This window comes from Micromonospora sp. NPDC048169, assembly GCF_040652815.1.
Classification (GTDB): Bacteria; Actinomycetota; Actinomycetes; order Mycobacteriales; family Micromonosporaceae; genus Micromonospora.
This window is the reverse complement of record NZ_JBEZMS010000055.1, coordinates 1-25453: the sequence shown is the minus strand read 5'-3', so window position 1 is coordinate 25453 and position 25453 is coordinate 1. Positions and strand designations below refer to the sequence as shown.

Here is a 25453-nt window from a genome sequence, read left to right as displayed (position 1 = left end):
CCGCTGGGAAATCCGCGACGACATCCACGAAGCCTTCCTCAGCCTCGCCTGCGCCCTCATCTGCTGGCGCCAACTCCAACGTTAGGAGTTCTAAGCACCGTGTCGGTGCTGCCTGGAGTTCTCGCACGTGCGTGATGGTCGCGGGTTTGGCAGACTGCTGCGTCGCCTGCCCTGTTGAACAAAAGGTGCTGATGATGCTTGACGAAGGTGTCCAGCCCAACGAGACCACCGTGCCGATGCTGCCCTGTGTGGCACCGGAGGAAACCCTGGCCTTCTGGCGCGCCCTGGGCTTCGCTGTGACCTACGAACAGACGAAGCCCTACCTATACCTGGCGTTCCGGTGGCGCGGATTCGAGCTGCACTACGGGCGCGCGTCCAGCAACCTGGACCCGTCGGAGAACACCGGCGGATGCCTGGTAATGGTCGATACGGTCGCGCCGTACCACGCAGCGTTCACCGAGGCGATGCGCCGCACGTACGGGAGGGTGCTTGCCAAAGGGCTACCTCGGATAACGCGGTACCGGCCCGGCGCCTCACGGTTCACCGTCACGGACCCGTCGGGAAACTCGATCATCTTCATCCAGCGCGACGAGCCGACGGAGTTGGAGTACGGCGGCTCCAAGCAGATGCAAGGGCTTGCCCGGGTTCTGGACAACGCTCGGATCCTGCGCGAGTTCAAGAACGACGACCGGCATGCCTTCCGAGCCCTGAACTCGGGACTGCGCCGCCACGGCGACAGCGCACCGACCGTGCAGCAGGCAATGGCGCTGGCCGTGCTCATCGAGCTTTCGACGGCACTGGAGGAGTCGGAACGGGTGCCGGAGTGGGGCGCCAGGCTTCGGCAACTCAGCCTGACTATGGAGGAGCGTCGTCAGGTTGAGTCCGTCGTTGCCGACCCCACGCTGCTCGAGCGGTGGATGCCCGCCACGGCCTGACTGACGCACCGGCCACCCTGTGACGCCGATGAGGAGGACTCCACAGCGTCATAGCAGCACGCCCCGTCACGTTCGTCTGTGGGCCTACACAACGTACGCGGTGGATTTCGCCGGTCCGCCGGTGTCGGCCGCATCAGGGGCTCGATGACGCACCGTTCTCGGCAGTTGCGGAAGCCCGGTCGAGCGGCCAACAGACGGTCAGCGGCATGTGCGGGCGTCTCGGGTCACGGGCGTGCCTGGTTACACTGCTCGGCTATGCGCTCGGTCGAGGTCCTCGAACAGTTCGACGCCGCAGCCGAGGAGTTCCTGTTTCCGGACTTGGGCCACGGCTACAACTACGCTGTTGACGTTCGGCTACATGGGTATCGTGACGCTGAGCAGTGGGCCCTCATCGTCGAGGCGGTCGGCTATTCGCCACGGGCCGGCAACCTCACCGACGTGCTCCACGTGTTCGGCAACTGCCTGACCAGCGGCGAACCTGGCTATGGCAACGGTGACTTTCTCGACCGAGTCGACAACTGGGACGAGACAGAAGACCCCGACGAGCCCGAGACCTACCGGGGAGGACCGGTAGTGGTTCGTGGCCAGACGATCGCCCTTGCGGCCGAGCCGGGCGAGGACCTGGTCGACGTGCTGCGCCGGCTCGTTCCACGCCATCGCGAGCTTCTCCTTGCCGACGAGGAAGAACTGCGGCGCCGAATCCGGGTCGACATACCCGAGGTGCTCCGGCTGGACCAGTGGAACCACCCCGACCTGGCCGGCGGGCTACGACCCAGCGAGTCTGAGACCTTCCGCCAGATTGCCGATGTCCTGACAACCGGCGACCTCAGGCGATACGCGCCGAGCCTGCCGCCCAACACCCACTGGTCCAACTGGCCGGACTCGGGAAGCCTGTAGCCGGGCCGGACCAAGCCGCTCACCTCGTAGCAGAAGAGCCCATGACCTGTACCGTCTGCGCTCGTGATCCCGCCCTGCCATGGCTGCGGTGAAACCGGCCGCGCCCGGTCGGCGGCATGAGAGGAAGCTGGATGTGGGTCCAAGTCCGCTACGGTTGGCCGATGCGGCGACTTACCGACGAGACGGTCATGGCCGTTGGCAGGCTGACGTTAGCCGCGACCGAGTTGGAGTACCTTCTCGCAGGCATCGGCGCCAGCCAGGCCGACGACGATCGTGCCGCGATCTTCACCGCTGCCGACGAGCCGTTGCGCACGGCGCGACGATCCGCTCAGCTCGCTTCACCGGACCACCGTGACGAGTTCACCGGGCTGATCGAGGCCGCCGCGACATACCTGGCGCAGGGCCGGACCGCCGTGCGCGCGATGTGGTTCGAGAACGGACTCGTCAGCGCGGCGACCTTCGACGAAATCTCCAGCCTCATCCTGCGATGCCGCGACCGGTTACAGGCACTGCTTGACGAATTGGATGGGACGCCTGCCGCTCTACCTCGATCTCGGTAGCAGTCAGGGCCACGTCCCCAGCGCGGCAGAAGAGGATGTCGCGTGACGGTATTCTGCCGCCGTGCCGAACCGCTTCTATCGCCGTCGTTGGAACGAGACCAGAGGCGATGAGTTCGACGACTGGGGCCGCTCGCTCTGGTATCTCGAGGTTGGCGATGACGGTTGGCCCGTCCGCCAGATCGAGGTGTACGACGCAGGCCACGTCCTTCGTTATGGGCCCAAGTGCGGCGAAGACCGCTACGGAGGCCTCGGCCAAGCCAGCCTCTACGACTCGGATGAAGACTGGAGTGGCTTCGAGATCACGGGTGTCGAGTTCGAGCGGATCTGGCACTCGGACGGCGAGTAACGGCCCTGCTGGTCAGTACGCCCGGAAGGCGGCAGAACAGTGAAACCTATCTGCGAGTTCGACGCCATCGTGTCGCAAGCCGCTGATGGCCCGGGTGATACCTGCCTTCGGTCAAGCGAGACCAGGCGTCAGCACCCGGCAAATCTCAGAGCCTCGTCACGGAGTCCCTTCAGCACTTCGATGTTCTGCAGCATGGCGCCGGGGTCGTAGGTATTGGTCAACCTTAGCCTCGACATCCGATCGAGCACCTCCTCGTCGGCCAACTGGGCCAGCCACGCTGCGATCTGCTTGCCGTCCGGGGAGCTGTCCACCTGGCCGATCAGATCGGCCAGGTCGGTCCGTACGACTGCCGCGCTTAAGCGCCGAGCGTGGCATTGTGCGGCTGATGTCGTCGAACCCATCGATATAGCGCGGCGTTCGTCCTGATGACCAACGACGATCTCATAGCGCGTCGGAAGCGCTGGCTCGGGCGGCTCCGTGCCCGTGACTAGGCGCGGCACCGCCTGGGTGCGGACCCAATGGCAGATCTCATCGAGCTCCTGCATCAGCACTGGCCACTGGCCCGTGCCCGGTCGATTGATCCCGACCGTTGGAAACAGGGTGACGGGAATGGTGGTGCCGATCGGTGTCTCCGCGATGACGTCCCCCACACGCAGCGGCTCTTCGGGCTGCGGTGGCAGGTCGCGGACCGAGCGGGGCAACCGGTTATCCTGGTACATGGCAGCCAAGCGGACCGCAGTGATCGCGGGCGTCCTGTGCTTTGCGTGGTTCGTGTGGAGCACCAGTCGAGCCAGAGGGTGCATCTGAGGATCGCTCTGACGGTGAAAGGGCTGTAGGCGATCGATCCGCCGCACGAGTTCGCTGCCAGCTCGCAGCGCTGCCGGACGGTTACGGAGCTGCTTCTTCGTCCACTCCTCGAACTTTTCGCATGTGTCCGACGCGGGCATTTCGACCAGCCTGGCCGCCTTCTCGTCGAGCGGCGCGCCATCCAGAAACTCGACTTCGGCGAACAGCGCGTGCTCAAGCGCGGCCCGTAGTGCCACCAACGCGTCGGCGACGAGGAGTGGCACTTTGCGTGGGATCGGAGCCACGCTGCCCACGACGGTCCGACTGACCGGCCCCGCCGGTACCTCACGCAAGCCGATCACGCCGTGGGACTGTGTCTGGTAGCCATAGAGCAGATCGCCGACCTGTCCGATGAGCTCATCCGCATGCGAGAGCGTCGCGGCGACGCCGAGATGGCGCTCGGGGAGCCAATGGGGCGTCGAGTCCGTCACGCCGTGATCTTACGCGGTGCCGAAATCGGGTGCCCTCGGTGCAACGCACCCGTTCTCGTACGACCCACGCTGTGCGCATGAGAAGCTTCAATGCGCTTCCCTTCATGGGACAGAAGTTCACATTAGGAGTGACCAAGTGCTTGCGGCTGCACCGGGGACCAAAGACTTTAAAGCTGCCTCGTGGGGGGCATCGGACGCCTACGTGTCCTCATCAAGGAAGTCACGCTTTGATCCCAGGGCGTCAGCTACCCTGAGCGGCAGCTCGCCTTGTGGTGAATCACAAACTGGCTCCACCGGCACTCCCGTCGGCATGAGCGCACGCAGCGCAGCAGCAGCGAGGAATTCGCCCCAAAGAGCCTACCTTCAGTTACCGCGCCCTCCGTTCTCGTGAAGTAGGCCATGGAGGCTTCTGAATAACTGACGCCCAGAGATCACCAAGTCGTCGAAGGTAACAACATCGATAAGACTGCTGTTAACACACCAGCGCCGCAGCTTTTTCTCTTGCTTCTCCGTCAGAGCCGACCTTCTCCCGATAACCAGGAGTCCTCGCGGATTTTCAATGCTTGGAAGCTTGCTGCGAGCATATTCACCACGTTCCGCAACCCAGCCTTGGAAGTCGAGAACTTGCCCCAGGGCATGGGAGAACTCTCCGGTAAAGTCATCCTTCTTGTTGAAGATTCTGTCCTTTGGCTTCTCAATCTCAACCACCAGGTACCGGAAATCGTGCCTCCTGATGACGAAATCCGGGACGTAGTCGTCACCAAACTGATGTTTCGGCACTACCTCTGCAGCTAAGGGATCCAGGACAGTAGGATGATGCTTGAGAAATTCCTGGTAGCTCGATTCTCCGAGATCTTGGGCCACCAAGGCTTCGAAATCATCGAGGAGCGAAGGGGGGACAGAGATTGAGCCGGCCGCGAACACCCTCATTACGTAGTGAGAGAAGTCATTAACTCCGCCGACCACATGATTGGCGCTGGCTTCCTCGCTGGCAAGTGTCATTACCCTCGAGAACAGCGACCGATTCTCCTTCGACGCATTGATTAGTTCGTCGAGAGCAATCTTCGCCTCCCGCCGGGCGCCATCAGCGATCGGAAACGACTTGCCTAACAGGGACCTAGTGTAGCCATCACCTGGGATAGCTTCGCCCGAGGCCGCCAGCCACAACGCCCTGACTGCATACTTGGCCCATGATTTATAACTTTGATCTGCGGCAATCTCGGTTAGTAGCCGAACGCCAGGGTCACCCGCAACAAGAGCGGCACCCGCCGCAATTTCCGCGTAGCTCATCCTCTCGGTGTAACCGATCCGCCGCTCATCCCTGAGTACTTGCTCGACTAGCCCAAGCTCGCCAGCCTGGCCGAGCGCGACAAATACTCCAGCTATTTTTCTGATAGACGCATCAGCCTCGTCATGCCTGGCGCGGCGGTTCGCGTCTTCCTCTCGCGGCGCTTGCGGTTGAGCGTCTAGCCACCACATCGTGAACTGCTCCGGCCTCAATTTGGTTCTTCCCCGGCTCAACATCTCTCCAACATGTGACTTATCTTAGGAATCTTGCATTTGCGGCATTTCGACGCCTCGCACCAGGGGCTGCAACGCATTATTGCACCCCATTGGCCCGCGTCTCGTGAGCCCGTCGGGGAATCTGTGCCAGCATTACCGTCAGTCGCTACCTGAGAGACTACCCAGGGTGACACTCTCATCGGCAGATGTGGAAGCCGGAGGGAGCCGGGCGGCAGCCGACGTCTATGTCAGGCTGGGCGGACTCAGCCACGCCATCGGTGCGCCGTTGAGAGCGGCGTCAGCTAGGCGCTGGGCGGACGGCGTCTTGAGTGCCGCCTGCGAGCTATCGATCCAGCGTTGAACGTCCGCGACTCCCTGATGCCGGTACTCGACCGCTTGGACGAGGCACTCCAACTTGTCCGCGTCCCGGGCCACGACCGCTTCCAGGGTTTCGCCGGCCTCGTACTCGGCGACGGCAGCGTTGATCAGATCGGCTACGGCGGGCGGGCAGTCGGCGACCTGGTCGGCGGTGACGGCGGTGTTGGGCGCAGCGGTGAGGTAGCGTTTGGCGATGTGGGGGATGTCGGTGATCCGGGTTTCCTGCGTGTCGTGCAGGATGCACAACATCGAGACGCGAGCCGGGTCGGCGCCCTCCATGGCCGCGAGCATCATGCCGATGAGCGCCGTGCGGAACGAGTGTTCGGCGATCGACTCCGGATGCTTCACGCCGGCGAACCACCATCCGGTGCGCGCGGCGCGCTTGAGCGCGCCCGCCTCGAAGATGAAGCTCATGGCTCCTGCATGAGGATCGTTGTCCACCGGAAGTGCCCTCTCACCCGCTGAGCTCGTCGACACCGCATCCCCCTCGCCAGTCGTCAGTCGATGGGGAGACGGTAGACGAGGTCATACCGGCCGCCTGGTAGCACGATGTCGGCCGTCTCCACCGGCGTACCGCCCGCGGTGTAGGTCCGCTCGATGGTGTGCACGAACGTGCGGGCCGGCAGGTTGAGCGCCTCGACCTCCTCTGCGGTCGCCGAGCGAAGGCTGACGCGCTCCACAACCTCGTCGACCCGCACGCCGATGGTGTCCATGCGTGCGACGACGCCCTTCACGTCGCTGTCCTCGGGCCACTCGATCGGAGTGTCCTTGGTGAGAGCAAGAGGCTCGTGCGACACGGAAAGCTGTATCGGTTCACCGTCGGCGAGGAAGCGGTACGACGTCCGCATCACCGGTGCGCCCGGCTCGATGCCGAGCCGGGCGGCAATCCGCTCATCGGCCCGCTCATGTCGGCTGTCGTGCTCCCAGGTGCCCTGCTGCCCGGCGCCGGCCGCGTCGCGCGCGAACGGGGAAGTCGGCCCGTCGTCGGAGCGAACATCGCGGCCCCGGGCGTGACGAACCAGCCGGGTGGTGCCTCGGACGTATACGCCGGATCCGGCGCGACCCTCCACGATGCCCTCGCCCTTCAGCACGGCGATGGCCCACTTGGCGACGGTCCGGCTCACGTCGTACTGGCGCATCAGGCCGGACTCGGACGGCAACCTCGCTCCGGTGGGCAGCTCTCCGGACAGGATCGCGGCACGTAGGTCGGCGGCGATAGCCAAGTAGGCAGGCGGCATTGGCATGTCGGCGGCACCTCCGGTCAGCCCAACCAGTCGACCACAGAGCGCGGGGGAGCGGCAGGTAGGAACCCCTCGACGTCAATGCGAGAGCACCGATCCACGTACACTGGCGCACGGGTATGCCGGCTCACCGGCCGGTGCCGAAGTCCCAGCCCTCGTCCTGGGAGGCAGGCGAGACATGGCCAGCAAGGCCGACACGATCGGTGCCCGGATCCGCTACTGGCGGATGCGCCGTGGCGGGATGAGCCAGGCCGTCCTCGCCGGGCTCGCCGGGGTCAGCCAGTCCTACATCTCCCAGGTCGAGTCCGGCCGTAAGACGATCGACAGGCGCTCCACTCTGGTCGCCGTCGCCGCCGCGTTGCAGATCACCGTCGCGGACCTGCTCGGTCAGGGCACCGAGACGGGCGATCCGGCACGCGAGCGCGCGGCTGAGTGCGTGCCGGCAATCTGGTCGGCGCTGATCGAGATCGAGGACGGTGAGCGGCGGCCGTCGACGCGTACCCCTGAGGAACTGGCGGCGGGAATCGCCCGCAGTGAGCGGCTCCGTCACCGCTCCAACTTTCCGGCCATGGCCCAGATGCTGCCCGGCCTGCTGTTGGAGGCGGCTGCGGCAGACGGGCCGGCGCTCGCGCAGGTGGCGTACCAGGCGTCGGCCTGCCTGCGGCACCTCGGGTACCGCCACCTGGCGTTGAACGCGGCGCGGGTGGCGGTGACGGCGGCCGAGGACGTGGAGGAGGCGGCGTGGCTGGGCGCGACCCGTTTCGCGTACGCGCAGAGCCTGCCGATCGAGTCCGCTTCGCTCGCCGCGCGGGCGGCTGACCGGTCGCTCGCGGAGCTTCAGTCCGCCGCCTCCGACGAGCGGGTCCGGCAGATGCTCGGCCAGTTGCACCTGTCTGCGGCTCTGGCCTCGACAGTCAGCGGGCACCTCGACGACGCGCGTGACCATCTGACCGAGGCTGCCCGGGAAGCGGCGACCCTCGGCGACCCGGCGGACGGCATGGGGTTCAACGGCTGCGGTTTCGGGCCGACGAACGTGACGCTGTGGGAGATGTCCATCGCGGCCGAGTCCGGCGAGCCGGGCCGGGTGATCGAGCTGTCCCGCACGGTACGGCCGCAGGTGCTGGCGGCGTCGATCCGGCAGATGTCGTACTGGCTCGACCTCGGGCGGGCGCTGGCCGATTCCGGTCGCCGGGACAACGAGGCGATCGCGGCGTTCGTGCGCGCCGAGCAGGCCGCGCCGGTGCCGTTCTCGCTCAACCCGCTCGCCCAGGACGCCGTCGTCGCGATGGCGCAGCGGGCCAAGCGGCGGGCCGTGCCGAACGAGCTTCGTCTGCTGGCCGGGCGTCTGGGCATCAGCCTGGCGGCATAACCAGCGGTAATTTCTCCATCACCATGCGGCCCTAGTGTCCGTTTTCGGGTGAGGAAGCGCCTCATCCTGCCGGGCGCGCCGCACTTCCTTGTGAAGTGATCCGTCGCGCCGGAGCGGACGGAGGTGGTGATGGGCGGGCGAAACGGTTGGCGCCGCACGGGGCAGGAGACGCAGCAGGCCGAATGGGAGGCGGCGAAGAGGCGGATTCTCGCACTGGCTGAATCGGATCACTCGCAGGCAGCGCCCGGTGAGTCGGCAGCGGCCCAAGCGCCGCGCCGGGACGCCGACTTCGTCGCACCCGTCGAGCGGCGCCTGCCGTACGAGGGTTACCTCCTCGCTGTCGCGTCGACGCTCGTACGCCGGCATCGCCCGGCCTGGTCGTGGCGGAAGTGGCGGTGGGTGTGCCGGTGTGGTGCGGACCTGCCGTGCCGGAACCGCCACCGCGTACCGATCAATCGCGGTCACTGGCCGCCGCAGGAGGACCAGTGAGCAGCGCTGAACAGGCGATCCTGGCGGTGCACGTACGGGGTCTGGACGGGATGTGCGTGGGTTGCCGGCTGTGGTGGGCGCGGCTGACTCCGTACCCCTGCTGGCAGGTCGCGTGGGCGACCAGCCGGCAGGCGCGCGCGAGCGTCGCCCGCTTCCTGGGGGTGCGCGGGTGAGCACCCACGGGCCGGTACTGCCGGTCTGGACGTGCGGCGGGTGCGGTGCGCCGTGGCCGTGCGCGACGCGGCGGCGGGAGCTGCTTGCGGAGTACGAGGGCGCGCCGGTGTCGCTGGCGGTGTACCTGGGGGCGCAGTTGGTGCGGGCGACGGCGGATCTGAGCTGGGCGCCGGCCGGGGCGTTGCATCGGCGGTTCCTGGGGTGGGTGCGGTGAGCGTGTTGCGGGCCGGGGACGAGAAGTTCCACTACAGCGACGGGTACGCACTCGACGGATCGTGTGATCCCGGCCGATCGTGCGGCGAATGCGAGACTGAGCGGGTGACTCACCCGCTCGCGCGCCGCGTCTATGACACCTGCCATCTCACCGGCCGGTTCCATCTGCGATCCGGGTAGGTCAGCGACGAGTACTTCGACAAGTACCTGTTCGAGGGGAAGCCCGAGCTGCTGCGCGAGGTCGCCGAGGCGATGGTCGCTCTGCTGCCGGAGTGCGACGTGTTGGCGGGGATGGAGATGGGTGGCATTCCGATCGCCACGGTGATGTCACAGCTGACCGGGCTGCCCACGGTCTTCGTGCGGAAGCAGGCGAAGGAGTACGGCACCGCGAAGGTGGCCGAGGGCGGGCCCGTGAGCGGTCTGCGGGTCGTGGTGATCGAGGACGTCGTGACCACCGGCGGCGCGCTCCTGGCCTCGTGCGGACACCTGCGGTCGGTCGGCGCGCAGGTGGAGACGGTGGTCTGCGCCATCGACCGCGAGCAGGGCGGCCGGGAGAACCTGGCGGCCGAGGGACTGCACCTCCGCGCTGCCCTCACCCGCCGGGATCTGGAAGCCGCACTGACGGCGTAAGGCTAGGGCTGCGCCGGGCCGCTGCTGACGTTGTACGAGTTCTTGGCGGCGACCACTGCTGCCTGGATGTGCTCGGGGTCGACGCCGTGGACGTTGAGCGGCGGGTGTAGACGCCGGACGAGTTCGGCCTCGATGTCCGCCGGCTCGGGGTCCTCCGCCCAGGTCAGGCGCAGGTGCGTGTGCATCCACGCGGTCAGCCGCGTCTCGTCCTCGGGGACCAGGACGACGCGGTCGGTCCAGGTCGTCCGGTAGCCCTCGGACACGAGGAGCCCGGCCAGCGTGCGGCGCAGCGTCGAGCTGCCCGACCGTCGCAGATGGTTGCGCAGGATCCGGCCCCGCAGGCTGGTTGCCCGGCCGAGATAGAGCAACCGCCGCGACGGGTCGCTGTCGTTCGGTGGCCCGGGGAGGTCGGGAAGGACCGAGGGCGGGGCCCACCAGGCGTAGACGCCGCTGCCACGGGCGAGGCGCTTGACGGCGACGTCGAGCGCGACCGGCGGGCCGGAGAGCAACCGCAGGGCCTCGTCGACCCGTTCTTCGTCGGTCGGGACGTCGGCGGATCGCCGTTCGGGGAAGGTCACCGGGACCATCCTAGGCGGTTGGCGGGTTCCCTTGACTCTCGACCCGGTCGAGGGCCGACCCTTCCCGGGTGACGTCTGAGAAGCACGACCGACGATCAGTCCCACTCGCGATCGACCTGGAGACGCTGCGGCCGGTGCTGCGCGCCGGCTGGGGAGCGGACACCTGCGACCCGCACGACGTGCAGGATTGGCACGCCGGCAACCCAGCCCGTGGTCAATGCGGGGTGACCGCACTGATCATTCAGGACCTGCTCGGCGGAGAGCTGATCCTCGGCGAGGTCCACGCCGGGGACGCCAGGGTCGGCTACCACTACTGGAATCGACTGGCCGACGGCCGCGAGGTGGACCTGACTGCTGACCAGTTCCAGCCGTCGGAAGTCGTTGTCGGCGGTCAGGCTCAGCAGCGCCCGCCGGGACCACCCGTCCGGTGCCGCCGACAGTACGAGATCCTGCGGGACCGCGTCCTCGTCGCCCTCTACGGCGGCAATCCGGGTTGACGGTCGCGACGGCGGGTTGCCTGAACTCGTCCGGCTGGCGCCATCTTCATAGACTCCCGCCTGTGCGAGTTCGTCTGGTGATCGCCGGGGTGATTGTCGTGCTGGCCGTGGTCGCGGCGACGGTGGCCGGGGTGCGCTGGTCGACGGCCGGTGAACCGGTCTCCGTCGCGGCGCCGTCCGGGGCGTCCACCGTGCTGCCGGAAGGCGCGTACGAGGACGTCGTCGACAACCGGGCGCTCGAGGTCTCCGTCGACCTGAGCAACGACCGCGGCCGGCCGATGGTCGACACGTACGCCATGCCGTCCACGACCGCCTGGGAGCAGGTCCGGTCCGCCGTCGCCGGGCAGCTCGACGGATGGGAACAGGTCGGGGACTGCGCCGACACGGGGGAGCGGCGGGTGCAGTGCTCCTGGTCGGAGCCGACCCGCTGGTGGCCCCGCACGGTGCGGATCGTCTTCCTCCGGCCCGCCCCGCCCGGTGGCGACCAGTCCTACGAGTGGCCCGACAACACCTTCCTGGTGGTCGGCTCCGCACCCGGCGCCTCTCCTACGCCACGGACGTCCGCCCTTCGGTGACGCCCGGATGAGCTTGGTGGCGGCGTTCGTACCGATCTGGATCCTCACCGCGATCGGCTACGCGGCCTGTCGCTGGGGCCTGCTGGGCGAGGCGGCTGCCTCCGTGCTCGGCCGGTTCGTGTTCCACCTCGCGATGCCGTCCGCCCTGTTCCTGGCCCTGTCCCGGATGCCGCTGTCCGGGCTCGCCGGCCGCTCGCTGCTCGCCTTCGGGGTGAGCACCGCCGCGGTGATCGGGGCCGGGTGGGCCGGCGCGAGCCGGCTGTTCGGTCACGAGCCCGGCGAACGGCCGATCTGGGGCATGGCCGCCGGGTACGTGAACTCGGCGAACCTCGGCATCCCGATCGCGACGCAGGTTCTCGGCAGCGTGTCTTTCCTGGCCGAGGTGGTGCTGCTCCAGGTGCTGGTGGTGACGCCGGTGATCCTGGTCGCGCTGGACCGGCACCGCGACCCCGCCGGGCGGGTGCGGGTGCGCCGGATCGCCTCCCTGCCCGTACGCAATCCGGTGATCCTGGCGTCGCTGCTCGGTGTCGCATGCTCGGCTGCGGGCGTGCGCCTGCCGTCGGCGGCCGCCGCGCCGCTGACCCTGCTGGCGGGCGCCACGGCCCCGGCGGCGCTGGTCGCGCTCGGCGCGTCGCTGCACCGCACCGCGTCGTCACTGGCCGAACCGGCCGAGCCCGCCGCGCTCGCCGTGATCACCGCGCTGAAGCTGGTCGTACAACCGGTCATCGCGTACGCGACCGGGCTGGCCCTGCACCTGCCCGCGCCGCAGTTGCTCGCCGTGGTGGTGTGCGCGGGCCTGCCGACGGCGCAGAACACGTTCATCTTCGCCCAGGAGTACGGCACCGGCGAGACGGTGGCCAACCGGGCGGTGGTGGTGACCACGACGCTGTCACTGGCCACAGTGGCCGCGGCGGCCATGCTGCTCGGGTAGCTGCCGCTACGCGGGGAAGTGCCTCCAGTTTCCCTCGGAGACCACCTCGACGGTGCCGTCGGCCACCGTGATGGCCGTCTGGTCGTCGATCGCGTACGCCGGACCGGCGATCTCGGCCGCCCATCTCTCGGCGGCGGCCATGGTGTTATACGGTTCGAGGCCCAGGTGCGGGAAGATCGAGAAGTCGACGAGCCCCAGGGCGCGGTCGTCGGGTGCGGACTGCCACTCGACGAATTCCGTGCCGACCCGTGGGGTGAGCACCATGCTGCCGGCACTCAATCCCACCCAGACGGTGTCCCGCAGCGACGGCAGGAGGGCCGCCAGGCCGGACTGCCGCATCCAGTGGCACAGGTACGTCGCGTCGCCGCCATGCACGAGGATGGCGTCTGCCTCCCGGACCCAGGGGACCCATCGCTCCTCGCCGATGCTGGGCAGCGCCGTCAGTTCGAGGACGCCCAGCGACTTCCAGCCGAGACCGGTCATGGGCAGTGGCGTCTGGCCGGTGATGAAACGCCAGGCCGAGGCCGGACCGCCCATCGGGTAGGCCGCCGTGGGGATGCAGAGTGCGTTGGACTCGGCTATCGGCTTGCCCAGCAGGCCGACCAGCGCATCGTGGATGCTCGGGTTCTGGACACCCGCGGATGTGAGTAATAGCTTCACGCCTGCCTCCTGTGCGTGGCGGTCATGCGGACGCCGTATCGAAACTCGTCGCCGATCCGAGCGGGTGCCGGTGCGAACGACGAGGACGTGGCGTCACTCGCGGATGTCCATCGCGGAAACCAGCCCGTTGTCGAGGCGGTAGACGTGCGTGACGGTGTGATCCGCGAGCTTCGCTCCGGCCTTGTCGTGGACGACTTGATGAACGGTGACGGCGATGCGACCGTCGGCCTCTGTGCGGAACGCGGTCGGCGTGACGACGGGTTCGAGCTGGTCCCACTGCCGTCGCCAGTAGGCGCCCACCTGGCCCCGGCCGCGAAGGACGCCTCCTTCCCAGCCGTTCGGCCACGAGACGTCAGGCGACATCGCGGCCAGCAGCGCAGGGATGTCACGCTCGTTGAACGCCGCGTACAGGTTCGTGAGCAGGGCCTCGGGAGAAAGGCGCCTCGGCGGATCCATCGAATCAGTATGGCCCTGGGGATGACACCTCATGGTGACCTCTTCGCGAGGAACTCCTTGACTCTCGACCCGGTCGAGGGATGACCCTTCCCGAGTGACGTCTGACGAGCGCGACCACCGATCAGTCCCTCTCGCGATCGACCTGGAGATGCTGCGTCCGGCGCTGCGCGCCGGCTGGGGAGCGGACACCTGCGACCCGCACGATGTGCGGGATTGGCACGCCGGCAACGCAGCCCGTGGTCAGTGCGGGGTGACCGCGTTGATCGTTCAGGACCTGCTCGGCGGAGAGCTGATCCTCGGTGAGGTCTTCGCCGGAGACGCCAAGGTCGGCCACCACTACTGGAATCGACTGGCCGACGGCCGTGAGGTGGACCTGACTGCTGACCAGTTCCAGCCACCGGAGATCGTCGTCGGCGGTCAGGTGCAGCACCGCCCTCCCGGCCCACCCGGGCGTTGCCGCCGGCAGTACGAGATCCTGCGGCACCGCGTCCTCGTGGCCCTCTACGGCGACGGATCGGTGAACTGATCCTGGTGGGCTGGTGTCGGTTCCGCGCCGGCTTTCGTGAACCCGCCCCGGCGAGGCGTCGGCGAGGACGGTGGGCCGTCCGCGAGGCTGTGGGCGTGGAGTACGTGTCCAGAGTGCCGCGACCGCCACTGGACGGGCTGATCGACGACCTCTACTAGCTGGCGGGTTCGCCGCCGTACCCCCGGCTGACGCTGCCGCCGATGCCGGTGACGTCGGAGGCCAGGTGCTCGCCGCGGGCCTGGTCGACGAGGTACGCATGGACGTCGTACCAGTGGTCCTCGGGTCCGGCAGGCGCTTCTTCGGGCCGGTGGACGCGCAGCACCTGCTGGCGGACCCGGACGTGGTGATCCCGGGCGACCGGGTGCTCCACTTGCGCTATCGGGTGCGCCGCTCCGCCCGGTCAGCGCGGTCCGAGCCCGGTGCGCCCATCGATCAGTTCGCGTACGACGTCCAGGTGGCCGGCGTGCCGGGCGGTCTCCTCGATGACGTGCAGAATGATCCGGCGTAGGTCGGTGGTCTGCGACGCTATCGTCTCGTCCGGATGCCGGCCGGCGGGTGCCGCCGTCAGCGGGGCCCCGGCGATGATCGCGTCCGAGATGTCGCACTGGTCGCGGTAGAAGGCGAAGACGTGGGGCGGCGGTCGAGTGGTGCGCAGTGGTGTGTTCTCGTCCGGCCAGGGCAAGGGCTCCGCCGCACCACGGAAGACCTCCTGGAACCAGTGGCGTTCCGCGTGCCCGAGATGCTCCACCAGCCCGAGCGGCGACCATCCGGAGGGCAGGACGGATGTCCGCAACGCGATCTCGTCCAGATCCGCCAGGATGGCCCGGACACTCGCGCGCTGATAGTCCAGGAACTCACACAGCGCGGCCTTCTCCACATCGACTACCAACACGCCGGCAAGCTAGCTGCCACCCCCGACACTTTCGCCGCCACACGGTCGGCGACCGGGTTAGCTGGCGAACCAGACGACGAGTCGTACGTTGTCCTCGCCGTGCCGTTCGGCCAGTTCACGCATGCCGTCCAGTACCGCGCGCAGCGCCGGGTCGTGACGCAGCACATCGCCGTGGGACAGGGCACGGTGGCTAGGCTGTGCCGGTGTGGAAGGCGGGGTCCCGGGGTGACCGTCGTGGTTGACGCGGACGACGTCCGCCGGGTGGCGCTGTCGCTGCCCCATGTGGTCGAGATCGACAGCGACGGCTTCGACTTCCGGGTCGCCGGCAAGGGATTCGTCTGGTCCTATCCCGAGCGGACGCCCGGGAAACCGCGCCGCATCCGCACCGACATCGCGGTGCTGTACGTGGGCGACGAGGCGGAGAAGCAGGCGTTGCTCCTGGGCGAGCCCGACCTCTTCTTCACCACGCCCGCGTACGACGGGTCACCCCTGGTCATGCTGCGCCTGGCGTACGTCGGCGTCGAGCGCCTGACGGAACTGGTCACCGACGCGTGGCGGATGCGTGCCCCCGACTCGCTTCACCGGTGACCTCGACGAGGGCACCGGAGCGTGAGCCGGCCGTCTCTGCCCTCGTCGTCGGTGTCGACGATTGACAGGTTCGCACCGGGCGAGGAATTGTTGTCGCCGAGCCCGCGATTCGCGTGGGCACTCCGCATGAGGGAATGACGCCTGTGATCCGGGTAGGCCGAGCGGCCGCCTGAGTGTCGACCACGCGACGGATGACCGTCGCGCGCCTGCGACACGGCGGGGCGGCCCGACGATTCCTCCGCCCATCGCAGCTTCTGTCATGCATCGAGGTCTCACGGTGAACATGGATGCCCGCATCCAGCAGTCAGTCGTCGTCAACCTGTCCCGCCGGCCCGCGCCGGTCGAGGTGGGGCCCTTCGTGCTCGGGCTCGACCCGACCACTACCAGCCCGTACGTCAACTACGCGACGCCGCGTCCCGGCGCCGCCGTCACCGCTGCCGACGTCACCGCCCTGGTCGCGGCGTTCGGCGCCGCGGACCGCAAACCCCGTCTGGAGTACGTCACCAGTTGCGTCCCCGATCTGGAGGCGCTGCTGACCGCCGCCGGCTTCGTCGTGGAAGCCCGGCACACCTACCTGCTCTGCGTGCCGGAGACGCTGGCGTCCCCACCCGTGCCGGACCACTTCCACCTGTGCGTACCGGGTGCCGATTCTCAGCGCGCGGCGCTGATCGGCGCGCAGAACGAGGCGTTCGGCGACGAATCGGTCCCCTCCGAGGCTGACGTGGCTCGGCTGCGGCGTCAGCAGGACGCCGGAGGCGTGGCCGTCATGGCCGTGGGCGACGACGGCACCTGCGCGGGCGGCGGCGGTGCTGCCGCGCCGGTCGGCGCGGTCAGCGAGGTGGCCGGCATCGCCGTACGCCGTCCGTACCGCCGCCGGGGACTGGCGTCCGCGATCACCGCCGAGGTGACCCGGCGACTGTTCGGCGCCGATACCGAGGTCGCCTGGCTGGAGGCCGGCGGCGAGGACTCATGGCGCGTCTACGAGCACGTCGGCTACCGGCCCGCCGGTCAGCGGCTCTACCTCACCATGACCTGAGGACGGAGCAGCCGGGTGCCGCGGCATCCGCGAGACGCCACCGAGGACTTCGGGGCCGACCGGATAGCCGTTAATGCCGCGCTGATCGCTGAGGCTCCGGGTACACCTGGCCGGTGATCCTCATTCAGCGGGTCCGCGTCCGGTGGACCGCCGCCGCCCGCGGTGCGCCGGCCGCGAACGCCCGCAGCGGCCTCGCCCGGCCGAGGCCGCTGCCCGGGCCGTTTCCGGAGGCCGAGGTGGTCGTCCACGACGTGCTCGCCGACCAGGCGGTCGGCTACCAGGACCGGGAAGGGGTGCGCGCCGGCGGCGTCGCGCTGGCCCGCGAGGCCGGGCTGTGGCTCGGGTACGGCCGGGCGTCGGTCGTCGTGGACCGGCTGCCCGGGTCGGCGGCGTATCCGCGTCCGTCGGCGTCGGCACGGCTGTTCACGCTCGCTGCGGGGCAGGTCGGCCGTTACCGGGCCAACTTCCGGTTCACCGGGTGCGCGTGCAGCCCGAGCTGGTACTACGAGGAGTGGCTGGTGCACGTCGCGCACGGCCCGGTGGCGCGTTTCGGGTACGGCGAGCCGGACCGCGACGTCGACCACCGGGTCCGGTTGTACGGGGGCGCGCGCGTGGGGGAGCCTTCCTGACCGTGTGAGCGTGACCTGAGCGGCTGATGCGACCCGGCTACGCTCCGGGCGGTGTCCGAGCCGTACACGGCGTTGTACATGGTCCACTCCGGTCAGCCGGAGGGGTGCGGGGAGCCGAACCGTACGCCGGTGGCCTGTTCGGACAGCTCCCACAGGCGGCGGCCGTGTTCGGGATCGGTGGCGGCGGGGGAGAGCCTGCCCGGCGCGGGGTGGCCGCGCAGCTCGGCTGTCCCGCCGGGCGCGATGAGCCGGCCCGACCTCGCCGTGGGGTCGGTGGCGGCGAACAGCTGCGGCCAGGCGCCGCTGTCGGCCGGCTGGGCGAGCAGCGGGTTGCCGATCCGGCCCAGCAGGATCCGCCAGATCCCGGTGGTGGCGCTCGTCTGCAGGTTCGTGGCGGCGTAGCCGGGGTGGGCGAGGACGCTGCGCAGCGGGCTGGCCGCCGCGCGGAGCCGGCGGTGCAGCTCGACGCCGAAGATCGCGTTGGCCAGCTTCGACGTGTTGTAGCAGCCCATCGGGGAGTACCGCCGCCCACCGGGCGGGTCGGGGAAGGGCGGCCTCGCCCGCCGGTGGTTGACCGAGGTGACGGTGACCACGCGGGGATCGCGGCCGGCCAGCAACAGCTCCAGCAGGAGGCCGGTGAGCGCGAAGTGTCCGAGGTGGTTGGTGGCGAACTGCAGCTCGTGCCCCTGCGGGCTGAGGTTGTGCGGCGTGGCCATCACCCCGGCGTTGTTGATCAGTACGTCCACCCGGCGGTGGTCGGCGTGCATCCGGGCGGCGAACTCGCGTACCGAATCGAGGTCGGCCAGGTCGAGCCGCCGTACCTCCAGATCCACGCCGGGCAGGGCGGCGGCGATGCCGGCGGCGGCCCGGCGGCCCTTCTCCTCGTCGCGGACGGCCAGCACCACGCGCGCGCCGCGGGCGGCGAGCGCCCGGCTGGTGACCAGGCCGAGGCCGCTGGTCGCGCCGGTGACGACGAAGGTACGGCCGCTGAGGTCGGGGATCCGTTCCGGTGTCCAGCCGTCAGCACTCATGAGTCTCACTGTGCGCTTAGTGGCACTGAGTGTCAATGGAAGCGTCGGGTGTCATGCAGGGCATGGCATAGCATCGACTGATGGCATCTCGTGCGGGCAGCAGCATGGCCGAACGCAAACGCCGGCTCGTCGCCGACGAGCTGCGCGACGCCGCCCTGATGCTCCTCGCCACGCGCGGCTTCGACGCGGTGACAGTCGACGACATCGTGGCGGCCGCAGGCATGTCGCGGCGCACCTTCTTCCGTTACTACGCGTCCAAGGAGGACGTGGTCGTCCGGTTCCTGGCCGACATGGGAACGGACGTCGTCGCCGAACTCGCCGCGCGACCGGGCAGCGAGCCGCCGTCGGTCGCGCTGCGCCACGCCGTCTGGGTGCCGCTCGCCTCCTGCACCGGCCATCCCGACCACGCCGAGCGGGCCCGGGTCGTGGTCCGGCTGATCCTGGACACCCCGGCCCTGCACGCCCGCTGGCTGGAGCGCCAGATCCAGTGGCGTGCCGGTCTGGCCGCCGAACTGGCCGCGCGCCACGGCCTCGACCCGGACACCGACCCCTACCCGCGGCTGGCCGCCGGGATGGCCCTGCTGGCGTTCGACACGGTGCTCCAGCAGTGGCGGGCGGGCGACGACGAGCAGCGCCTGGCCGAGCTGACCGACCGCGCGTTCGCGATGGTGGCCCCGGCCCTCGACGCCAGTCACGGGGCACACGAGCCGGACCGCCGCCGCTAGGGTCATGATCATGGACATCCTCCGATACGCGGCGTTCACCGCCGACCCCGCCGGTGGCAACCCGGCCGGCGTCGTGCTGGACGCCACCGGCGCGGGCGACACGGAGATGCGGCGGGTGGCGGCGCAGGTCGGCTACTCCGAGACGGCGTTCCTCGTGCCCGCGCGCGACGGACGGTTCACGGTGCGCTACTTCAGCCCGAAGGCGGAGGTGCCGTTCTGCGGACACGCGACGATCGCGTCGGCGGTCGCGTACGCCGAGCGGCACGGCCCCGGTGTGCTGCACCTGGACACCCGCGCCGGGCTGGTCGAGGTCGCCACGAGCATACGGCCCGACGGCACCACCACCGCCACGCTGACGAGCGTCGCGCCGCGCACCGTACCGCTGGGCGCGGAGGATCTGGCGGCGCTGCTCGCCGCGTTGCGCTGGTCGCCGGACGATCTCGACGCGACGCTGCCGCCGCGTGTCGCGTACGCCGGGGCCTGGCATCCGATCGTGGCCGCCGCGACCCGGCAGCGCCTGGCGGACCTGGACTACGACATGGCCGCGCTGGGCGCGCTGATGGCCGAGCGGGACTGGACGACGATCGACCTGGTGCACCGGGAGTCCCCGCTGCTGTTCCACGCGCGCAATCCGTTCCCGCCCGGCGGCGTGGTCGAGGACGCCGCGACCGGTGCGGCGGCCGCCGCGTTCGGCGGCTACCTGCGCGAGCTGGGCCTCGTGGAGCCGCCCGCGACGGTCACCGTGCGGCAGGGCGAGGACATGGGCCGTCCGAGCCTGCTCACCGTCGGCATTCCCGCCGGCCCCGGCGCCGGGATCACGGTGACCGGCACCGCCGTGGCCATCCCCGAGGCGGCCCGGTGAGGCCGGACCACTGCTTCATCTTCTTCGTCCTCGAAGCACACTGAGACACCGAGGCGCGTGACGTCGGATCCGGGGCGGCTCGTTCGTAGTACGGGTGAGAGGCGGCCGGACCGGGCCGCCCGGACAAGGGAGTCATGGCATGCCGCGGTACCTGATCTCGTTCAACGACGGCGCGATGGACCACATCCCCGCCGAGGAGATCCCCCAGGTGGGCAAGGACGCGCACGCGGTCATCCAGGAGGCCGTCAACGCGGGCGCGTTCGTGTACGGCACCGGGCTCGAACGCCAGCAGGCGAGCATCGTGGGCACGGACGGGGTGGTCACCGACGGGCCGTTCCCGGAGACCAAGGAGGTCATCGGCGGGTTCGTGGTCCTCGACGTGGCCTCACACGACGAGGCGCTGAAGTGGGCCGCCAAGATCGCTGGCGCGTGCCGCTGCGCCCAGGAGGTCCGGGAGATCATGCCCGACCCCGAGACGGAGGCGATGCTCCGCGCGGCGGGCCGCTGACCGGTCCGATGTCGACGCGATGACCCGGTGGGCGTGGCACCCGGCCCGGGGTCACGCCCACCATGATCGCTAGCCTCAGGCGGTGAAACGTGAACTCGCCGCACTCTCCCTGCTGTTCGTCGTCTCCGCATGCGCACCCGCGGAGCCCGCGCCGTCGTCCGCCACTGCACCGTCGTCGTCCGCCGCGGCGTCGTCGGCCGCTCCGCAGGCCGGCTCGACAGCGCCCGCGGACAAGGTCGCGGCCGGGGCGTGCAACATGGTGGCCCGGGTGATCGAGCAGCAGGACGTCCGCTTCACCTCGAACTCGCCGATCGCCATGCGTGCCCGCAAGGCGGCCGATCCGGGTGTCCGGGACGCCGGCGAGCGGCTGGCGGTGGCGGCGAAGGAATCCGGGGACATGTTCGTCCGCAACGACCCGAACGAGGACACCGGCCCGGTCGACGCGCGCATGGCCGAGGCGCAGCGCGGGCTCCTGTCCGCGTGTACGGCGCTGTTCGGGCCGCAGCCGTGGCCGTTCGCACCGTCGCCGACACCGACCACCTGACCCGGGTGGTGCGCGACGCTCCTGTGGTGGTCCAGCCTCACGCCTGGCCGGCAGCCTGAGCGATGGCGAGCGTGTGCTGGTACTCGCGCCAGTGGGCCAGCTTGCCGTCCCGGGTCCGCAACACCCCGATGAAAGGCGCGGAGGTGGTCACCCCGGTCACCGTGTGCGTGCCGACGAGTTCGTACTCGACCACGATCACCTCGGGGTCGGCGGTCTCGTGTACGACCACGCCGCGGCAGTCGTCGAACCGCACCGGGAACGACGCCCGGCCCGCTCGCGTGTACTCGAGAACGGGCTGCTTCCCCTCGGTGCGCGTCGGGTGGCCGGGCGCGGCGAAGGGCGTCTCGACCACCACGTCGTCGGCCAGCGAATCCGCGTCGAAGGCGGGCAGACCGGCCAGCCATCTGGCGCGCATGCTCTCGAAGATCTGCTGTGGTGTCACGCCGGCCTCCGCAATAATGAGTCATTACTCGACTTGTGTCGCAGAGAATAATGAGTGGAGACTCACTTTGGTAGAGGGTCCGCCCCTGCGCGCCGACGCGCAACGCAACCGGGCACGCATCCTGGACGCCGCCGAGGCGGTCTTCGCCGAGTTCGGCGCCCGCGCCTCCACCGAGGAGGTGGCCCGCCGGGCCGGCGTCGCCATCGGTACGGTCTTCCGTCATTTCCCCACCAAGGAGGAGCTGCTCGCCGCGCTCATGAAGCGACTGCTCGCGCAGCTCGCCGAGGAGGCGGGAAGACACGACCTCTTCGGGTTCTTCAGACACACGGTGGCGCAGGCCGCCGCGAAGAAGACGGCAGTTGAACTGCTCGCCGGATCCGGCGTGGACATCCGGCTTCCGGACGCGGTAGGTCACCTGGAGGAGGCAGTGGGCAGACTGCTGGCACGGGCCCAGGCCGCCGGAGCCGTCGCCGACTCGGTACGGCTCCCCGAGGTGATGGCGCTGCTCGCCGGCATGTGCCAGGGCGCGCTGCACGGCGGATGGGACGAGCATCTGCAAGCCCGGACGCTGGCGGTCGTCTTCGCCGGCTTCGAGCGCGGGTGACGGTCCGGCGCGGATCACGCCGCGGTGAACCGCGAAAAACCGGTTGGCCCGCCCCGGCGAGCGCTGTTAACTTGCCGGTGGCCGTGCCGGAGAACGAGGGAGGTGGTACCCGTGACCGCAGTAACGACATGGGTGCTCCCCTCGGGGGTCACGGCCGGGCGATAGGTCGTCCGGGAGCGCCGTCGCACTCCCGAAAGGCACGACCATGCGCTTCACCTCCGAACAGCGCCTCGCCGACGGCGTCCGCGAACGCGAGTTCACCCTCGGCGGCATCCCGGGCATCCTGTGGACGCCCGCATCCACGTCGGCGCCGGCCCCGCTGATCCTGCTCGGCCACCCCGGCGGACTGCGCCGGATGTACCCCCGCCTGGCGGCCCGGGCGCAGGGCTGCGTCGAGCAGGGCTTCGCCGCCGCCACCATCGAACTGCCCGGCGGCGGCGACCGGCCCGCGACCGCCGCCGCCGAGCAGGCCCGCGCCGACCTGCGCCGGGCACTGGCGGCCGGCGAGCGGGTCGCCGACGAGGTGGTCGACCGGCTCGTCCTGCCGCTGGTGGAGGAGGCGGTCCCGGAGTGCCGGGCCGCGCTGGACGCCCTCCTCGCGCTGCCCGAGGTCGGCGGCCCGGTCGGGTACGCCGGCGGGGTGATCTCGATCGGCGTACGGCTGGCGGCGGTCGAGGCGCGCATCGTGGCCGCGCTCCTGTTCGCCGGGAGCTTCGTGCCGCGCACCATCATCGAGGAGGCTCGACGGGTCACCGTCCCGCTACATGTCCTGTTGCAGTGGGACGACGAGGGCAACGATCGGCAGATGGCACTGGACCTCTTCGACGCCTTCGGCTCGGCGGAGAAGACGCTGCACGCCAACATGGGCGGGCACACCGGCGTCCCGTGGTTCGAGGGGGAGGCCGCGAACCGCTTCTTCGTCCGGCACCTGAAGGCGGGCCCACCGGCGGCGACCTCGGCGGATCCGGGGGAGCGGACGCAGTCCGGCCAATAGGGTGATCGCATGGCGCCCGTGAGCGGACTGGACCACGTCGTCATCGCCGTGTCCGACTGGCGGGCCGCCACCGGCTTCTATCGCGACGTCGTCGGCGCCGAGGTGATCGGCGTCGGCGGCGACCGCGTCGCCTTCCGGATCGGCCCCCACCGGTTGAGCGTGCACGGGCCGGGTCTCGACCTCGGCGGCAACGTGGCCCGGATTCCCGTCCGTCCGGGCAACAGCGACATCTGTTTCGTCTGGGCGGGGCCGATCGAGGAGGCGGTGGCGCACCTGCGGCGGCACGACGTCGAGGTGGAGACCGGACCGGTCCGGCGGGTTGGTGCCGGTGGCGCCGGGACCAGCGTCTACTTCCGCGACCCGGACGGAAGCCTGCTGGAGTTCATCTCCTACCAGCAGACGCCGTAACGGCATCGCTCGATCGTGACGCCCCACGAGGCAGGTGCAGCCGCCCGACCGGCACCGCGATCACCTCGATCCTGACCACGCCGCCGGCGGTCAGCCCAGCCGCAGATCGTGCTCGTCGAGGGCGGCCTCGATGATGCCCAGCGCCTTCGGCCCCATGCCGTGCAGGCGGGCCAGCTCCGCGCGCGGCACCCCGGCGAGCTGGCGCAGCGTGGTGTAGCCGGCCGCGTGCAGCGCCCGCGTGGCCGGTGCGCCGATCTTCGGCAGGCGATCCAGAGGCGACGTCATCGCCCGATGCTAGACCGCCACGGTACGGCTCGCCTGCCCGTCTCCCGGCCGTCAGGGACGGAATGGGGGAAACACCTGACGGGCAAATCGGGGCGTTTCCGTATGGGACTCGGGCGGGACGCCGCTGAAGAATCGACAAGCATCCACACACTGGGAGGCGCCGTGTTCCGACGTACCGTGGCGATCGCTCTGGCCGCACTCACCGTCCTGACGGGACTGCCCGGCGCGGCGCGCGCCGATGGTCCGAGGCAGCGGCTCGCCTGGGGCGAGTGCGCGGACGATCTGCCGGACCTCCCGCCGGATGAGCGCGTGCGGTGCGCCCGGCTCCGCGTGCCGGTGGACTGGGCGCGGCCGAACGGCCCGACGTTCGAACTCGCCGTGGCACGCCGGCTGGCGCGAACGCCGGAGCGGGTGGGCACACTGGTGTTCGGGCCGGGCGGCCCCGGCGACTCGGGGGTGGAACGCATCCGTAAGGGCGACCGGTTCAGCGACGAGTTGCTGGACCGGTTCGACCTGGTCAGCTTCGACCCGCGTACGGCCGCCCGCACCGCCGCGCCCGTCTGCACGCCCGATCCGGTGCTGCGCAAGCCGCCCGTCCCGCTGACCGGCCAGGCCGACTTCGACGCCGCGGTGGCCTACAACCGGGCGCTGTGGGCCAGGTGCCGCCCGACCAGCCCGGTGTTCGACCACGCCGACACGCTCAGCACGGTCCGTGACCTCGACGCGTTGCGGCGGGCGCTGGGGGAGCGGCGGCTGTCCTTCCACGGCAGCTCGTACGGCACGCTGCTGGGGCAGCAGTACGCCGAGCGGTACCCCGGCCACGTGCGGGCGGTCGTGCTGGAGGGCGTGTTCGACCACAGCCTCGGCGTGCGGTCCTTCGTGCGGACACAGGCCGCCACGTTGCAGGACTCGTTCGACGAGTTCGTGTCCTGGTGCGACAGGTCGGCGGACTGTGTGCTCCACGACCGGGACGTCCGGTCGGTGTGGGCGCGGGTGCTGGCCCGCGCGGACCGTGGCGAGTACGCCCCCCGTACTCCCTTCGACGTCACCGCCGTGGCACTCGGCCTGCTCGCCGGCCCGCGCTGGCCGCAACTGGCCGCGACCGTGCGGGACATGGACGCCGGCACGCCGCCACCGGCTGTGAACCTCCCGCTCTCGGTCGCGGCGTTCTGCGCGGACTGGCCGGCGCGGGTGCGCGACTTCACCGAATACGCCGGCCTGGTCCGGGACGCCGCGGCCGCCGCACCGGACGTCCGGTATGGCGCCGGCCTGCTGGCCGTGCAGACCTGCCTGGGCTGGCCGTCCCCGGTCCGCAACCCGCCGCACGCGCTGAATGTGCACACCCGCACGCCGCTGCTGCTGCTCAACGCCCGGCACGATCCCCGCACCGGCTACGCCTGGGCGGTGAACGTCGCCCGGCAGTTGGGCCGGCACGGGCGCCTGGTCACCTACGAGGGCTGGGGCCACGGCACCTACCAGCGCACCGCCTGCACGGAGGCGGTGGTGGACAGATACCTGATCGACCTGACGGTGCCCGCCCCCGGCACGCGATGCCCCGAGGGCTGACCCGTGCCGCTAGGGCCTGTGTCGAAGTCCGTGCGAGGGCTTGAGCTGTTGGGTGAGGATCTTGGCGTGTCGGTGTTCGAGATGTAGCGAGGTCTCCGGTATCT

At 69.8% G+C, this 25453-nt stretch carries 32 protein-coding genes and 3 pseudogenes; 24 read left to right on the top strand and 11 right to left on the bottom strand.

What is annotated here, in order from left to right:
* Window positions 1-191: 191 nt before the first annotated feature.
* From AB0D28_RS28095 to AB0D28_RS28080, 4 genes are all read left to right on the top strand, one after another.
* On the top strand, window positions 192-935 hold the full coding sequence (locus AB0D28_RS28095) for a glyoxalase (protein WP_357390632.1): 744 nt from the start codon (window positions 192-194) through the stop codon (window positions 933-935).
* Between the two features lie 255 nt (window positions 936-1190).
* The gene (locus AB0D28_RS28090; protein ID WP_357390630.1) at window positions 1191-1832 is read left to right on the top strand and encodes a hypothetical protein; all 642 of its coding nucleotides are present in this window, start codon (window positions 1191-1193) and stop codon (window positions 1830-1832) included.
* Window positions 1833-1993: 161 nt separating this feature from the next.
* Entirely contained in the window at window positions 1994-2392 is a 399-nt protein-coding gene (locus AB0D28_RS28085) for a hypothetical protein (protein ID WP_274477829.1), read from the top strand.
* Window positions 2393-2453: 61 nt separating this feature from the next.
* Window positions 2454-2738, top strand: coding sequence for a hypothetical protein (locus tag AB0D28_RS28080; RefSeq protein WP_357390628.1), 285 nt, complete (start codon window positions 2454-2456; stop codon window positions 2736-2738).
* A 128-nt stretch (window positions 2739-2866) separates the two neighbouring features.
* On the opposite strand, the gene AB0D28_RS28075 is transcribed toward AB0D28_RS28080, so the two are convergent.
* The 4 genes from AB0D28_RS28075 to AB0D28_RS28060 form a co-directional block, all read right to left on the bottom strand.
* On the bottom strand, window positions 2867-4015 hold the full coding sequence (locus AB0D28_RS28075) for a hypothetical protein (RefSeq protein ID WP_357390626.1): 1149 nt from the start codon (window positions 4013-4015) through the stop codon (window positions 2867-2869).
* Between the two features lie 363 nt (window positions 4016-4378).
* Entirely contained in the window at window positions 4379-5539 is a 1161-nt protein-coding gene (locus tag AB0D28_RS28070) for a Shedu immune nuclease family protein (RefSeq protein ID WP_357390624.1), read from the bottom strand.
* Between the two features lie 222 nt (window positions 5540-5761).
* On the bottom strand, window positions 5762-6310 hold the full coding sequence (locus AB0D28_RS28065; RefSeq protein WP_357390622.1) for an HD domain-containing protein: 549 nt from the start codon (window positions 6308-6310) through the stop codon (window positions 5762-5764).
* A gap of 83 nt (window positions 6311-6393) precedes the next feature.
* On the bottom strand, window positions 6394-7140 hold the full coding sequence (locus AB0D28_RS28060; protein ID WP_357390620.1) for a GntR family transcriptional regulator: 747 nt from the start codon (window positions 7138-7140) through the stop codon (window positions 6394-6396).
* Between the two features lie 175 nt (window positions 7141-7315).
* Here AB0D28_RS28060 and AB0D28_RS28055 point away from each other — a divergent pair, with 175 nt between their 5' ends.
* From AB0D28_RS28055 to pyrE, 4 genes and pseudogenes are all read left to right on the top strand, one after another.
* The gene (locus AB0D28_RS28055; protein ID WP_357390618.1) at window positions 7316-8506 is read left to right on the top strand and encodes a helix-turn-helix domain-containing protein; all 1191 of its coding nucleotides are present in this window, start codon (window positions 7316-7318) and stop codon (window positions 8504-8506) included.
* 317 nt (window positions 8507-8823) lie between these two features.
* Window positions 8824-9168: pseudogene (locus tag AB0D28_RS28050) on the top strand (hypothetical protein); the annotation flags it as partial.
* Window positions 9165-9383 (top strand): hypothetical protein, encoded by a 219-nt coding sequence (locus tag AB0D28_RS28045; protein ID WP_184976707.1) that lies wholly within the window; start codon window positions 9165-9167, stop codon window positions 9381-9383. The pseudogene AB0D28_RS28050 and the gene AB0D28_RS28045, both read left to right, overlap by 4 nt.
* A gap of 104 nt (window positions 9384-9487) precedes the next feature.
* Window positions 9488-10012: pseudogene (gene pyrE / locus AB0D28_RS28040) on the top strand (orotate phosphoribosyltransferase).
* Window positions 10013-10014: 2 nt separating this feature from the next.
* Here the strand turns inward: pyrE and AB0D28_RS28035 are convergent.
* Complete coding sequence (locus tag AB0D28_RS28035) at window positions 10015-10599, bottom strand: GIY-YIG nuclease family protein (protein WP_357390616.1); 585 nt, start codon at window positions 10597-10599, stop codon at window positions 10015-10017.
* Between the two features lie 59 nt (window positions 10600-10658).
* Between AB0D28_RS28035 and AB0D28_RS28030 the strand changes: the two genes are divergently transcribed.
* The 3 genes from AB0D28_RS28030 (at window position 10659) to AB0D28_RS28020 (ending at window position 12593) form a co-directional block, all read left to right on the top strand.
* Window positions 10659-11087 carry a hypothetical protein gene (locus AB0D28_RS28030; protein ID WP_357390614.1) on the top strand — a complete coding sequence of 143 codons (429 nt, stop codon included), beginning with the start codon at window positions 10659-10661 and terminating at the stop codon, window positions 11085-11087.
* A 62-nt stretch (window positions 11088-11149) separates the two neighbouring features.
* The gene (locus AB0D28_RS28025; RefSeq protein WP_140946045.1) at window positions 11150-11662 is read left to right on the top strand and encodes a hypothetical protein; all 513 of its coding nucleotides are present in this window, start codon (window positions 11150-11152) and stop codon (window positions 11660-11662) included.
* 7 nt (window positions 11663-11669) lie between these two features.
* Complete coding sequence (locus AB0D28_RS28020) at window positions 11670-12593, top strand: AEC family transporter (protein ID WP_357390612.1); 924 nt, start codon at window positions 11670-11672, stop codon at window positions 12591-12593.
* Window positions 12594-12599: 6 nt separating this feature from the next.
* Here the strand turns inward: AB0D28_RS28020 and AB0D28_RS28015 are convergent, their stop codons facing one another.
* Together AB0D28_RS28015 and AB0D28_RS28010 are read right to left on the bottom strand one after the other, a co-directional pair.
* Window positions 12600-13253 (bottom strand): Type 1 glutamine amidotransferase-like domain-containing protein, encoded by a 654-nt coding sequence (locus AB0D28_RS28015; RefSeq protein ID WP_357390610.1) that lies wholly within the window; start codon window positions 13251-13253, stop codon window positions 12600-12602.
* A 93-nt stretch (window positions 13254-13346) separates the two neighbouring features.
* Complete coding sequence (locus tag AB0D28_RS28010) at window positions 13347-13709, bottom strand: nuclear transport factor 2 family protein (RefSeq protein WP_357390608.1); 363 nt, start codon at window positions 13707-13709, stop codon at window positions 13347-13349.
* Between the two features lie 94 nt (window positions 13710-13803).
* Here AB0D28_RS28010 and AB0D28_RS28005 point away from each other — a divergent pair, with 94 nt between their 5' ends.
* Both AB0D28_RS28005 and AB0D28_RS28000 read left to right on the top strand, forming a co-directional pair.
* Window positions 13804-14235, top strand: coding sequence for a hypothetical protein (locus AB0D28_RS28005; protein WP_357390606.1), 432 nt, complete (start codon window positions 13804-13806; stop codon window positions 14233-14235).
* A 202-nt stretch (window positions 14236-14437) separates the two neighbouring features.
* A pseudogene (locus AB0D28_RS28000) lies at window positions 14438-14626 on the top strand (dihydrofolate reductase family protein); the annotation flags it as partial.
* 9 nt (window positions 14627-14635) lie between these two features.
* Here the strand turns inward: AB0D28_RS28000 and AB0D28_RS27995 are convergent.
* Window positions 14636-15127, bottom strand: a complete 492-nt coding sequence (locus AB0D28_RS27995) for a DinB family protein (protein ID WP_357390604.1) — start codon at window positions 15125-15127, stop codon at window positions 14636-14638.
* A gap of 234 nt (window positions 15128-15361) precedes the next feature.
* On the opposite strand from AB0D28_RS27995, the gene AB0D28_RS27990 reads away from it, so the two are divergent.
* From AB0D28_RS27990 to AB0D28_RS27980, 3 genes are all read left to right on the top strand, one after another.
* Entirely contained in the window at window positions 15362-15715 is a 354-nt protein-coding gene (locus tag AB0D28_RS27990; protein WP_357390636.1) for a hypothetical protein, read from the top strand.
* Between the two features lie 283 nt (window positions 15716-15998).
* Window positions 15999-16751, top strand: a complete 753-nt coding sequence (locus AB0D28_RS27985; RefSeq protein WP_357390634.1) for a GNAT family N-acetyltransferase — start codon at window positions 15999-16001, stop codon at window positions 16749-16751.
* A 113-nt stretch (window positions 16752-16864) separates the two neighbouring features.
* Complete coding sequence (locus AB0D28_RS27980; RefSeq protein ID WP_357390602.1) at window positions 16865-17380, top strand: hypothetical protein; 516 nt, start codon at window positions 16865-16867, stop codon at window positions 17378-17380.
* 92 nt (window positions 17381-17472) lie between these two features.
* Here the strand turns inward: AB0D28_RS27980 and AB0D28_RS27975 are convergent, their stop codons facing one another.
* The gene (locus AB0D28_RS27975) at window positions 17473-18411 is read right to left on the bottom strand and encodes an oxidoreductase (RefSeq protein WP_357390600.1); all 939 of its coding nucleotides are present in this window, start codon (window positions 18409-18411) and stop codon (window positions 17473-17475) included.
* 80 nt (window positions 18412-18491) lie between these two features.
* On the opposite strand from AB0D28_RS27975, the gene AB0D28_RS27970 reads away from it, so the two are divergent.
* From AB0D28_RS27970 to AB0D28_RS27955, 4 genes are all read left to right on the top strand, one after another.
* The gene (locus AB0D28_RS27970; protein WP_357390598.1) at window positions 18492-19136 is read left to right on the top strand and encodes a TetR family transcriptional regulator; all 645 of its coding nucleotides are present in this window, start codon (window positions 18492-18494) and stop codon (window positions 19134-19136) included.
* Window positions 19137-19146: 10 nt separating this feature from the next.
* Complete coding sequence (locus tag AB0D28_RS27965; RefSeq protein ID WP_357390596.1) at window positions 19147-19998, top strand: PhzF family phenazine biosynthesis isomerase; 852 nt, start codon at window positions 19147-19149, stop codon at window positions 19996-19998.
* A 139-nt stretch (window positions 19999-20137) separates the two neighbouring features.
* Complete coding sequence (locus AB0D28_RS27960; protein WP_357390594.1) at window positions 20138-20506, top strand: YciI family protein; 369 nt, start codon at window positions 20138-20140, stop codon at window positions 20504-20506.
* An 82-nt stretch (window positions 20507-20588) separates the two neighbouring features.
* The gene (locus AB0D28_RS27955) at window positions 20589-21050 is read left to right on the top strand and encodes a hypothetical protein (RefSeq protein WP_357390592.1); all 462 of its coding nucleotides are present in this window, start codon (window positions 20589-20591) and stop codon (window positions 21048-21050) included.
* 37 nt (window positions 21051-21087) lie between these two features.
* Here the strand turns inward: AB0D28_RS27955 and AB0D28_RS27950 are convergent, their stop codons facing one another.
* The gene (locus tag AB0D28_RS27950) at window positions 21088-21492 is read right to left on the bottom strand and encodes a nuclear transport factor 2 family protein (RefSeq protein ID WP_357390590.1); all 405 of its coding nucleotides are present in this window, start codon (window positions 21490-21492) and stop codon (window positions 21088-21090) included.
* 67 nt (window positions 21493-21559) lie between these two features.
* On the opposite strand from AB0D28_RS27950, the gene AB0D28_RS27945 reads away from it, so the two are divergent.
* From AB0D28_RS27945 to AB0D28_RS27935, 3 genes are all read left to right on the top strand, one after another.
* Complete coding sequence (locus tag AB0D28_RS27945; RefSeq protein ID WP_357390588.1) at window positions 21560-22096, top strand: helix-turn-helix domain-containing protein; 537 nt, start codon at window positions 21560-21562, stop codon at window positions 22094-22096.
* Between the two features lie 205 nt (window positions 22097-22301).
* On the top strand, window positions 22302-23090 hold the full coding sequence (locus tag AB0D28_RS27940) for an alpha/beta hydrolase (RefSeq protein ID WP_357390586.1): 789 nt from the start codon (window positions 22302-22304) through the stop codon (window positions 23088-23090).
* A gap of 9 nt (window positions 23091-23099) precedes the next feature.
* Window positions 23100-23498 (top strand): VOC family protein, encoded by a 399-nt coding sequence (locus AB0D28_RS27935; protein ID WP_357390584.1) that lies wholly within the window; start codon window positions 23100-23102, stop codon window positions 23496-23498.
* 90 nt (window positions 23499-23588) lie between these two features.
* Here AB0D28_RS27935 and AB0D28_RS27930 read toward each other — a convergent pair whose 3' ends face one another.
* Window positions 23589-23783 carry a helix-hairpin-helix domain-containing protein gene (locus AB0D28_RS27930; protein ID WP_357390582.1) on the bottom strand — a complete coding sequence of 65 codons (195 nt, stop codon included), beginning with the start codon at window positions 23781-23783 and terminating at the stop codon, window positions 23589-23591.
* A gap of 162 nt (window positions 23784-23945) precedes the next feature.
* Between AB0D28_RS27930 and AB0D28_RS27925 the strand changes: the two genes are divergently transcribed.
* The gene (locus tag AB0D28_RS27925; RefSeq protein WP_357390580.1) at window positions 23946-25349 is read left to right on the top strand and encodes an alpha/beta hydrolase; all 1404 of its coding nucleotides are present in this window, start codon (window positions 23946-23948) and stop codon (window positions 25347-25349) included.
* Window positions 25350-25453: the final 104 nt, after the last annotated feature.